This window comes from Vibrio sp. 10N.222.52.C3 (assembly GCF_041474195.1).
GTDB lineage: Bacteria > Pseudomonadota > Gammaproteobacteria > Enterobacterales > Vibrionaceae > Vibrio > Vibrio crassostreae_C.
This window is the reverse complement of sequence record NZ_JBFRTQ010000044.1, coordinates 33,154-43,515: the sequence shown is the minus strand read 5'-3', so window position 1 is coordinate 43,515 and position 10,362 is coordinate 33,154. Positions and strand designations below refer to the sequence as shown.

The following is a 10,362-nucleotide window of genomic DNA, read 5'->3' as shown; positions in this document are numbered from 1 at the left end:
GAGTAAATGTATCTAATCATAGGCATTGTCAGATTGTAGGTATTTGATTCTCGAATATATTATTAACGTACTTATATAAAATAAGCTCTCGAAAATAATTAATTAAATAGCCTAAGAGTTTATGCACAGGTATAGGGGAGAAACTCACTAACTTAGCTATTAACGAAGTTTTAGTGTGAACAACCTATCAAATATTATCTAAAATTCTGGAATTACTCACCGTACTATCAGAGAGAGTATTCAGGATTATTGAATAGACTTAAAATTAAAGATAATTTAGCAGTTGATAAAGCCTAGTACGACGGATAATTAGTCGTTTGATGACTAATTATTCTGTAACTTGCTGATTTGTAGTCAACTGAGAGTCTGATTGATATCACGTTTACCTTAAAATAATTCACTTAATATGGAGCTACTTTAATCATTCTTTCCAATACGATTGTTAAATATAAATACGTATACCTATTTTATTAAAAGGATAATACCGATGAGTAGCGATATCATTAAAATTTCAAGAAACACTGAAAACGCACCAATTAATTCTGTATCTACACAAACGGTCGCTTTTTCTCATTATAATAACTTTTCTGCTCAACTTCCGATTGACCCTAAAACGGGTGAAATAGTCATCGGTGATATTAAAGATCAAGCAGCACAATGTTTGAATAATATTAAAGCGATTGTTGAAAGCATCGACCATGTTATGGATGATGTCGTGAAGATTAATGTTTTCGTTAAGAATATTTCTGATATCGATGCTATTGATGAAGTTTACAAAAACTTCTTCTACAACAGCCTTCCAACACGCACTGTCGTGGGTGTCACTGCACTGCCAAGCAGCGATGCGCTGGTTCAAATGGATGCTCTCATTTCTAACGGTGAAGGCACTAAACCACAAGCTCCTTGCGCGCTAATTAAGGTCTCAAGAAATACGGATAACGCACCTCAAAGTGCTGTGTCTACGCAGACTGCAGCCTTTTCTCACTACAACAATCTTTCAGCTCAGTTGCCTATAGATGTAGCCACAGGTGAGTTGGTTGATGGTGGTATCAAAGCGCAAACAGCGCAATGTCTATCAAACATTAAAGCTATTTTAGAAAGCATCGGACACGTCATGAATGATGTGGTTAAAACGACTATCTACCTAAAAAATATCGCAGATGCGGAAGTGGTAAATGAAGTATGTGCTAAATTCTTCCCAAGCTACGTTCCTGCTCGTACTGTTGTTAACGCAGCTGAATTACCAATGGGTGCTTTAATTCAAATTGATACATCCATTTCACATGGCGACGGTACACCGCCGCAATTACCAGAAGACACTCGCTTACTGGTTATTGAAACCAATAATACTGTTTCTGCACCATTCATGCCTTATTCGCATACTGTTGCTTTCTCTCACTACAATCATATTTCAGCCCAATTACCTTTAGATCCGAAAACAAATGAAATCGTTGCTGGCGGGGTAAAAGAACAAGCGGAACAATGTTTAAACAATATTAAGGCGATAATTGAAAGCGTTGACCATAGCATGGACGATACGGTGAAAATTAATATTCAACTTAAGGATATTTCAGATATTGATGTGGTAAACGAAGTCTACACCACATTCTTTAATGCTGAGCTGCCTGCAAGAACGGTAGTAGGGGTTTCAGAAATCCCAATGAATGCTTTAGTACAAATTGATGCTGTCGTTTCTAACTGTGAAGGGACACCTCCACAAGACGTTGTTGCATAAATCAATTGAACCCTTCTCGATAATATCGATCAGATCTCGGTTTAGCTTCCAAATAGGGAGCAAACTCAACAGGCCGAGATCTGATCCGTTCACTTCATTACTCAAGTCCATCGAAGTGACACACCTAAGCTTATCCCGTAAACATGGTATTTATAAGGTTGAAGTGTTTTAATATGAAAAACGGACGCTTAACGTAATAAAGAAAACCAGTTTATGCAATTTCGAGCCATTTTACTGCTATGCCTTACCCTAATAGGGTGTTCGTCCAATCAAGAGTTGGTACCCGACCCAACAACCATCACGCTATTTTATGGTGATACATCCATCGCCGCAGGTGTTTTAGAGGATAAAACATTCAATTCAGTCCTTGCCGATAGGGTTGAAAGCGTTACGTTTTCGGGCTCAATATCAAAGAAAGACTCTGGCTATTTTGTCGATATGTTAGTGATTCGAGAAACAAAAGAGCCACGTTCAACACGACAGCTTAACACCTCGCTTCTAATGAAACCGGGAGAGTTAGTAGATGTTGGCGGCGTGAATAACGATGTGTTCAGGGTAATCCTCGAGTAACAAAAATAAAGTGTTCAATTAATCTGATTTTTTGCTTTACCTCAACCTAACTTCAAGTCTTAAGCTTCTCTTACTGATTAAGAAGGAGCTTATTATGCAAAATAACTACGTAAAAGAACTCGCCGTTAAAACTTACCAAGAAGACCTTCAAAAAGAGTACGTTAGATCTAAAGCTCAGCCATTCCACGCCCCAAGTTTTATCGGTGGGGTGCTGTTGTCAGTTGTGCTGGTGGGACTGTTTTAATTTATGCAGAATTTCTGATCCATTGCCAACTCTCAACATATCTATTTGCTGCACTTTAATGCTTACGGCACAATCTCTTAGGTTGAATTGTGACGCTAATGTCGAGAGGAAGTGAAGTATGGCAAGTCCAAGAGTATTAAAGTCACAGATTACTGATATTACCTGTGGCGAGAATGTCACTATCATCGAGCCAAGTAACGTTTATGGCTGTGAGCTTAAAGATGATGTGTTCGTTGGCCCCTTTGTTGAGATTCAAAAGAACACCGTGATAGGTGCGAGAAGCAAGATTCAATCTCACACCTTTATCTGTGAGTATGTGACCATTGGAAGTGACTGCTTTGTTGGTCACGGAGTCATGTTTGCCAACGACTTATTCAAAGAGGGCAAGCCAGATCCTAATCCTGAAAGTTGGGGGCGTATCTTGATAGCTGACAACGTCACGATCGGTTCTAACGCTACGGTTCTGTCTGTCAGCATTTGCGAAGGTGCAGTAATCGGCGCGGGCAGTGTGGTAACGAAAGACATCACCGAAAAAGGTATCTACGCAGGTAACCCAGCCAAGAAATTGAGAGGTTTACCGTAACCGTATTAATAAGCCGTGGTTCATGAATCATAAGGTGCGGCTTTTTAGGGAAACATTAGAGTATTTGTCATGGATGTATTTTTACACTTACTTCAACCGAATGACGCGAGTGCGCTTTTGGATTTTGAGGTCGAAAATCGAGAGTGGTTTGAGCAATTTATTCCAGTTAGGGGTGATAGCTTCTATTCAAATGCAGGTGTGACCGAGCAAATCACCAGCTTTCTAACTGAATACGAGAATGGTGAGATGATTCCTATGTTGATCAAAGATGCCAATGGCACTGTCTGTGGAAGAATCAACATCCGCGATATCGACCAGATCGCCCATAGTGGAGAGCTAGGGTATCGAGTAGGTCGTTCCTTTGCTTCAAAAGGCATTGCGTCTAACGCAGTAAAGCAGTTTCTACTCTATTTGGAGGAACAGACCAACCTTAAATATGTTGATGCCTATGCGTTAGTGGGCAATATCGGTTCCAACAAAATCTTATCCAATACCGGTTTTGAATTGGTCGAGTATGTTGAGAGCTACGCGGTGTTTAAAGGAGAACATCAAGATGCTAATTTTTATCGTAAGGTTTTAGCTGACTAGGTGACTATCAGTGCCTTATACATTAGAAGCTGGCAGCGTCCTTCTAGCCAGCTTCGAGTCTTTTTATTTAAAGGTTTAAGGTTACTTCTAGGGTTATGGCCACTTCTAGTTATACAGTTACTTCTGAGGTTTATTGCGTTCGATTACGCTAATTGCGATTGCCAAAAACAGGATGTCTTTCACTAGGAAGAAGTTAGTGACTAAGATGCCATCCGATACTTTCCAAGCGTTTGGCGTTGTAATCAGGAAGCTGAGTGTCACAACAAAGATAGCCGCTGCAGCAATGCCTGAGTAGAAGGCAACTGTCGGTTTCTTAAATCCAACGATCAGTCCAATCGCGACAATGATCTCCGCGCCACCCACCATGTTAGACACAGCTTGGACTGAGAACAGATTGTAAAGCCAGTTCATTGCAGGATGGTTTGCGATTAAAGGCTCGATAAGCATTGCTTCGGTTGGCGTAAACTTGTAAATACCAATCCAAGCTAACACCAACGCTACGCCAATCACGCCTAGGTTATATCCCACATTACTCTGTTTTAAATCATAGGTTTGAACATGCATAAAAGTACTCAATTTAATAAACTCCCTGAATATGACCGCAATAGCTCAGATTAAATTTCGCATTGAGAATAATAATTAATATATTTATCTAAAAACTTAATAGGTAGCGACTTATTGTCTCGATAGGAACTCAAAGGCTAGTGATGTTGAGAACCAAAGCAATGGGTAGGCGATAGTGCTGTTCAAAAGGTAACGCGAGCTTTCTAATTTTTGTTTTCAATATTCATGATTTGGATTAGATTACGCTGATGTTCACCCTAATTATAAGAAGAGTATAACCAGTGAAAATTCATAGAATTAACCCGACCAAACGTTGGTCTGATGTAACTGTTTTTAACGGTATTGCAAGCTTTGTGGAAGTGGCAGAGACGGATACAACAGCAGGAATTAAGAGTCAGGTTCAGCAAATCTTCGAACAAGCCGAAGAAATGATGAGTTTGGTAGACAGCGACAAATCTCGCGTATTGTCAGTGACTATTTATCTCACGGATTTCGCTAACTTTGATGCACTCAATGAAGTTTGGGAAGCGTGGTTCCCTGAAGGCTGCGCGCCAAGCCGTGCATGCGTGAAAGCAGAACTTGCTAATCCTGAGCTACTGGTTGAGATGTCGTTTATGGTTGCTGCGGGTGAAAAGTTTCAATAAGCCGAACTATCGGTTGAAATAAGCTATCGTAGATAGAAGTAACGAACAGATAAAACAAAGCCACTCAGGTGAATCACTTGAGTGGCTTTTTAGTGTTCTACGCTACCCGAAACTAAATCGGGTCAGGTATTAAGCGATACCTTGATCTCTTGCCATCTGCTTCGCGATCTTCGGCGCGTGCCATAGACACGGGAGCAAGATAAACGATACCGGAACCGCTGTGATTACAATGAACGACTGTAGAGCGGAGATGCCGCCTGAACCCATTGAGATAAGTGCGATCGCTACCGCACCCATGATGATACCCCAGAAAGTACGTACCGCTGCGTTTGGCTCTGTCGTACCCGTCATTACCACACTGATGGTGTAAGTCATTGAGTCACCTGTTGTCACGATGAACGTGGTCGTCAGGATCAGGAACAGAATTGCAATCAGAGTTGGGAACGGCAGTTGCGCGGTAATTGCTAGAAGAACCGCCGGAAGGTTGAAGCCTTCGAACGCACTAGAAATCACACCTGGGTTCTCTAATTCAAACGCTAGACCACTACCACCAACGATGCTGAACCAGAAACACGTTACAAGCGGTGCAACGATGCTAATAGAAACGATCATTTGGCGAATAGTACGGCCACGTGAGATACGAGCAATAAAGATTGCCATCATTGGGCCATAACCTAAGAACCAACCCCAGAAGAACACAGTCCAGCCACCTAGCCATGCTGTATCTTGGCGGTATAGCGCCATTGGGATGAAGTTATCAACCATTTCGCCCATACCTTGCAGGTAGCCATCAACGATGAAGCTCGTTGGGCCAACAAGAAGGATGTAGCCGATTAGACACACAGACAAGATGATGTTGTAACGGCTTACCAGTTGGATACCTTTGTTCACGCCGCTCAAAGCAGAAAGCGTGTACATTGCGATAGCAAAGATAATAACAACACTTTGAGTTGCAAAGCTGTCTGAAATGCCAAACAGTTCGCTCAGTGCGTAGCTGATTTGTAGGCCAAGGAAGCCGATAGGGCCGATAGTACCTGCGGCTACAGCCACGATGCTGCATGCGTCGACAACGTTACCAACCCAACTGTTAATCGCTTTGTCGCCAAGTACTGGGTAAAGCAGAGTGCGAGGCTTAAGAGGAAGGCCTTTGTCGTAATGCAAGTGCATTAACACGATGGAAGACAAACCACCTAAGATTGCCCATGCAAGGAAACCCCAGTGCATGAAAGATTGTGATAGAGCATTGAACGCCATCGCTTGAGGATCTGCGTTGCCATACAGTGGCGGAGCTGAAACAAAGTGAGCGATAGGCTCTGCGGCTGCCCAGAACACACCACCGCCGGCTAGCAGCGTACATAGGACGATAGACATCCATTTAAAGGTGGTCATTTCAGGTAGGGCAAGCGTTCCTAAGCGAACGTGGCCGGTGCGACCTAGTGCAAGCACTAAACCGATAATGAAGTTGAGAAGTAGTAGGACTTGCCAGAAAGCACCGAACCACTTAGTTGAATAACTAAAGCCGATGTTTACAAGTTCGGACAACACGGAGGTGTTGGTGAAGGCTAGGATGACAAAGAGGGTTAAAAAACTGCCACTAAGCCAAAAGACTGGGTTTCCGAGTTCCAGTTTTTCACCCAAAGATTGAGCTTTATTGAAATCGATAGAAGTAGATTCTGCGTTGATGTTTTCGTTGGCGACTTGCGTCAAGTTGGACATTATTTCTTCGCTATATTTGGCTCTTTCGAGCCTATGTATTTCTCCCACACTTGCATTGGAAATGTGAGGTTCGTCAAAAAAATCCGCGATACTACCACAATTGTTAAGAAAAAGTGGGCAAATTTAGAAAAGAAATCAGTTCTACGGCGAAATCAATCCCTTTTGGTTAGTTTTAAAACGAAATTTCAGAACGAACAAATAAAGCAGATATGAATAGAGTTTTGTAATTAAGGATACGAATTAGGCGATATTTTTTAGCGTACCGAAATAAATTTAATATTAGTTGTTCGTGCAAAATAAGTGTCGACTCATTGCATGCTATAAACAAATTAATGCGAGTCATTTTATAAATATCGAATATTTTAGGTGTTAAATTGGCACTGTTACCTACAGTTGTTTTGCGAAGAGATTTAAGTGATGAGAAATATGACACTTAAATTAAGCATCTTGAAACAATAACTTAAGGGACAGCTAACATGCACCTAAACCAAGGAAGAGTGGCCAAGAAGGTTTTTACACTCAGTACTCTCACCGCGTCATGCTTAATGGCGTTCAACAGCTACGCGGCTGTGGATTGTTCAACGTTAGAAGCGTGGGATTCCGCCACGGTGTACACCGGTGGTGATCAGGTTTCACATGACGGCAGCGCGTACTCAGCGAATTACTGGAATCAAAATAACAACCCGAGCCAATTTGAGGGTGACTATGCACAATGGAAAAAGATTGATGTGTGTAGTGGTGGCGGAGGTGGCGGTACGCCAAATGAAGTACCAACGGCTTCATTAACGGCACCCTCTGCTTCTGACGTGATTACTGAAGGCGATAATGTTGTATTGAGTGCAACAGCACTAGATTCTGATGGCAGTGTGGCTTCGGTTGAGTTCTTTGTTGATGGCGCATCTGTTGCGGTAGTCACAGCGGCACCTTTCGAAACGACTTGGGCTGCAACGTCGGGTAATCATCAGGTTTCTGTTGTTGCAACGGATAATGAAGGCGCAGCAAGTGTTGCAAGTGCGGTTTCTGTTTCTGTTGATTCAGCACAACCAGGGAATGAAGCACCGACAGTTTCAGTTGCACTTTCAGTGACATCTGTTGATGTTGGTGGTGTAGTCACACTGACAGCAACGGCAGCAGATAGCGATGGCACGGTTGATAAGGTTGATTTCTACGTAGCGGGTGCTCTTGTGGGCACTGCTGCAACGAGCCCTTACACGTTAGATTACACAACAACTCAAGCGGGTTTTTTAGCGGTTTACGCGAAAGCAACAGACGACCAAGGTGCGACTGCAGATTCTGCGTTGGCATCTTTGACCGTGAACGGCGCTCCAACAGTGAGCACATGTCGCCCTGATGGCTTATATCAAACTCAAGGTGTCGATGTTCCTTACTGTACAATTTACGATGATGAAGGCCGTGAGAAAATGGGCGCAGACCATCCCCGTCGTGTCATTGGTTACTTCACAAGTTGGCGTGCAGGGGATGACCCACAAGCTGCTTACCTAGTAAATGATATTCCTTGGGAACAACTCACACACATTAACTACGCTTTCGTGAGCATCGGTTCAGATGGCAAAGTAAACGTCGGTGATGTAAACGATCCAAATAACGCAGCGGTTGGTAAAGAGTGGCCGGGTGTGGAAGTTGATCCGGCATTAGGCTTCAAAGGTCACTTCGGTGCATTAGCGACAGCGAAGAAAAAACACGGCGTGAAAACGTTAATCTCAATCGGTGGTTGGGCTGAAACAGGTGGTCACTTCGCGACTGATGGCAGCCGCGTGGCTGATGGTGGTTTCTACACCATGACGACCAATGCTGATGGTTCTATCAACCATCAAGGTATCGAAACATTCGCGACTTCAGCGGTCGAAATGCTGCGTAAGTACCAGTTCGATGGTCTAGATATCGATTACGAATACCCAACTTCTATGGCTGGCGCAGGTAACCCATACGACAAAGACTTCATGGAGCCGCGTCGTCAATACCTGTGGGCGTCGTACCAAGTGTTGATGAAAGTGCTACGTGAGAAGCTCGATGCGGCGTCTGCGCAAGATGGCAATCACTACATGTTAACGATCGCAGCGCCTTCTTCTGGTTACCTATTACGCGGTATGGAAACATTCGATGTAACCAAGTACCTCGATTACGTAAACATCATGTCTTACGACCTTCACGGTGCGTGGAACGATCACGTAGGTCATAACGCAGCCTTGTTTGATACGGGTAAAGATTCAGAGCTAGCGCAGTGGAACGTATACGACACGGCGGCTTACGGTGGTATTGGTTATCTGAACACGGATTGGGCTTACCATTACTTCCGTGGTTCTATGCCAGCAGGCCGTATTAACATCGGTGTGCCTTACTACACTCGTGGTTGGCAAGGCGTAACGGGTGGTGAGAATGGTCTTTGGGGCCGAGCAGCACTGCCAAACCAATCTGAATGTTCAGCGGGTACGGGTGAAGGCGAGAAAAACAACTGTGGCCATGGCGCTATTGGTATCGACAACATGTGGCACGATACCGATCCAAAAGGTAACGAAATGGGCGCGGGTTCTAACCCTATGTGGCACGCGAAGAACCTAGAGAAGGGTATTTGGGGCTCTTACGCTGAAGCTTACAAGCTTGATCCTGTGAATGATCCTTCAGATGTTCTAACGGGCACTTACACGAGAAACTACGACAGTGTGGCGGTTGCCCCTTGGTTGTGGAACGCAGAGAAGGGCGTATTCCTTTCAACAGAAGATAAACAGTCTATCGACGTGAAAGCGGACTACGTTATCGACAAAGAGATCGGCGGCATTATGTTCTGGGAACTAGCAGGGGATTATAACTGTTATGTTCTCGATGCGAATGGCAACCGAAGCTCTATCGATACGACTGAGCAAGCGTGTAACAGCGGTAACGGTGAGTTCCACATGGGTAACACCATGACGAAAGCTATCTACGATAAGTTTAAGTCTGCAACACCATATGGAAACAAAGTAGCGACGGGTGCTATTCCAACAGAAGCGCTAGATATCGCGGTATCGGTTGGTGGCTTCAAAGTCGGTGACCAAAACTACCCAATCAACCCTAAGATCACGTTCACGAACAACACAGGGCAAGCTCTTCCGGGTGGAACTGAGTTCCAATTCGATATCCCAGTATCTGCACCTGATAACGCGAAAGATCAATCGGGTGGTGGTTTGACCGTGATTGCTTCAGGTCATACTCGCGCGGATAACATCGGTGGACTAGATGGAACCATGCACCGAGTGGCGTTTACGTTGCCGACATGGGAAGAGCTTCCTGCTGGCGGTGTGTATGAGTTAGACATGGTGTATTACTTGCCAATTTCTGGCCCTGCTAACTACGCGGTGAATGTCGGTGGCGTTGATTACGCGTTTAGCTTCGAGCAGCCAGATCTACCATTAGGTGATATCAGTTCAGGTGGCGGTAACCCTGGCGATGGTGGCACCAATCCAGGTACATGTGATACGGCAGGTTTAGCGGTTTACCCAGACTTACCTCAGAAAGATTGGGCAGGTAACCCAAGCCATGCAAACACAGGAGACCAAGTGGTTCACAACGGTAGTGTTTACCAAGCAAACTGGTGGACAAGTTCTGAACCGGGTAGCGATGGTAGCTGGACTCAAGTTTGTTCTTAATTTAATGCTAAGCAAACTATTTATAGACAATAGAGTGTAGTAATAGGTAATAAACACAAATGCTTTTAAGTCTA

Annotated in this window: 9 protein-coding genes; 7 read left to right on the top strand and 2 right to left on the bottom strand. The window is 43.8% G+C overall.

Features of this window, described 5'->3' with window-relative positions:
* Positions 1-487: 487 nt before the first annotated feature.
* From AB4517_RS08475 to AB4517_RS08455, 5 genes are all read left to right on the top strand, one after another.
* Complete coding sequence (locus AB4517_RS08475) at positions 488-1,735, top strand: RidA family protein (protein WP_372148199.1); 1,248 nt, start codon at positions 488-490, stop codon at positions 1,733-1,735.
* A gap of 213 nt (positions 1,736-1,948) precedes the next feature.
* Positions 1,949-2,305 (top strand): hypothetical protein, encoded by a 357-nt coding sequence (locus tag AB4517_RS08470; RefSeq protein ID WP_017062659.1) that lies wholly within the window; start codon positions 1,949-1,951, stop codon positions 2,303-2,305.
* Between the two features lie 94 nt (positions 2,306-2,399).
* Positions 2,400-2,549: a hypothetical protein gene (locus AB4517_RS08465; RefSeq protein ID WP_017062658.1), complete on the top strand. Its 150-nt coding sequence runs from the start codon at positions 2,400-2,402 to the stop codon at positions 2,547-2,549.
* A 118-nt stretch (positions 2,550-2,667) separates the two neighbouring features.
* The gene (locus tag AB4517_RS08460; protein ID WP_372148198.1) at positions 2,668-3,132 is read left to right on the top strand and encodes an acyltransferase; all 465 of its coding nucleotides are present in this window, start codon (positions 2,668-2,670) and stop codon (positions 3,130-3,132) included.
* Positions 3,133-3,201: 69 nt separating this feature from the next.
* Complete coding sequence (locus AB4517_RS08455; protein WP_017062656.1) at positions 3,202-3,720, top strand: GNAT family N-acetyltransferase; 519 nt, start codon at positions 3,202-3,204, stop codon at positions 3,718-3,720.
* A 117-nt stretch (positions 3,721-3,837) separates the two neighbouring features.
* Here AB4517_RS08455 and AB4517_RS08450 read toward each other — a convergent pair whose 3' ends face one another.
* The gene (locus AB4517_RS08450; RefSeq protein ID WP_017108085.1) at positions 3,838-4,284 is read right to left on the bottom strand and encodes a DUF417 family protein; all 447 of its coding nucleotides are present in this window, start codon (positions 4,282-4,284) and stop codon (positions 3,838-3,840) included.
* Between the two features lie 281 nt (positions 4,285-4,565).
* Here AB4517_RS08450 and AB4517_RS08445 point away from each other — a divergent pair, with 281 nt between their 5' ends.
* Positions 4,566-4,928 carry a RidA family protein gene (locus tag AB4517_RS08445; protein WP_017062654.1) on the top strand — a complete coding sequence of 121 codons (363 nt, stop codon included), beginning with the start codon at positions 4,566-4,568 and terminating at the stop codon, positions 4,926-4,928.
* 129 nt (positions 4,929-5,057) lie between these two features.
* Here the strand turns inward: AB4517_RS08445 and AB4517_RS08440 are convergent, their stop codons facing one another.
* Positions 5,058-6,644, bottom strand: a complete 1,587-nt coding sequence (locus AB4517_RS08440) for a BCCT family transporter (protein ID WP_017072212.1) — start codon at positions 6,642-6,644, stop codon at positions 5,058-5,060.
* 476 nt (positions 6,645-7,120) lie between these two features.
* Between AB4517_RS08440 and AB4517_RS08435 the strand changes: the two genes are divergently transcribed.
* A complete protein-coding gene (locus AB4517_RS08435) occupies positions 7,121-10,288 on the top strand; it encodes a chitinase C-terminal domain-containing protein (RefSeq protein ID WP_372148197.1) in 3,168 nt (1,055 codons plus the stop codon).
* Positions 10,289-10,362 lie beyond the last annotated feature (74 nt).

Excerpts from the sequence above, each read along its gene's own strand:
- AB4517_RS08475 (WP_372148199.1), top strand. The coding sequence starts at position 488 with ATGAGTAGCGATATCATTAAAATTTCAAGAAACACTGAAAACGCACCA.
- AB4517_RS08470 (WP_017062659.1), top strand. The coding sequence starts at position 1,949 with ATGCAATTTCGAGCCATTTTACTGCTATGCCTTACCCTAATAGGGTGT.
- AB4517_RS08465 (WP_017062658.1), top strand. The coding sequence starts at position 2,400 with ATGCAAAATAACTACGTAAAAGAACTCGCCGTTAAAACTTACCAAGAA.
- AB4517_RS08460 (WP_372148198.1), top strand. The coding sequence starts at position 2,668 with ATGGCAAGTCCAAGAGTATTAAAGTCACAGATTACTGATATTACCTGT.
- AB4517_RS08455 (WP_017062656.1), top strand. The coding sequence starts at position 3,202 with ATGGATGTATTTTTACACTTACTTCAACCGAATGACGCGAGTGCGCTT.
- AB4517_RS08450 (WP_017108085.1), bottom strand. The coding sequence starts at position 4,284 with ATGCATGTTCAAACCTATGATTTAAAACAGAGTAATGTGGGATATAAC.
- AB4517_RS08440 (WP_017072212.1), bottom strand. The coding sequence starts at position 6,644 with ATGTCCAACTTGACGCAAGTCGCCAACGAAAACATCAACGCAGAATCT.
- AB4517_RS08435 (WP_372148197.1), top strand. The coding sequence starts at position 7,121 with ATGCACCTAAACCAAGGAAGAGTGGCCAAGAAGGTTTTTACACTCAGT.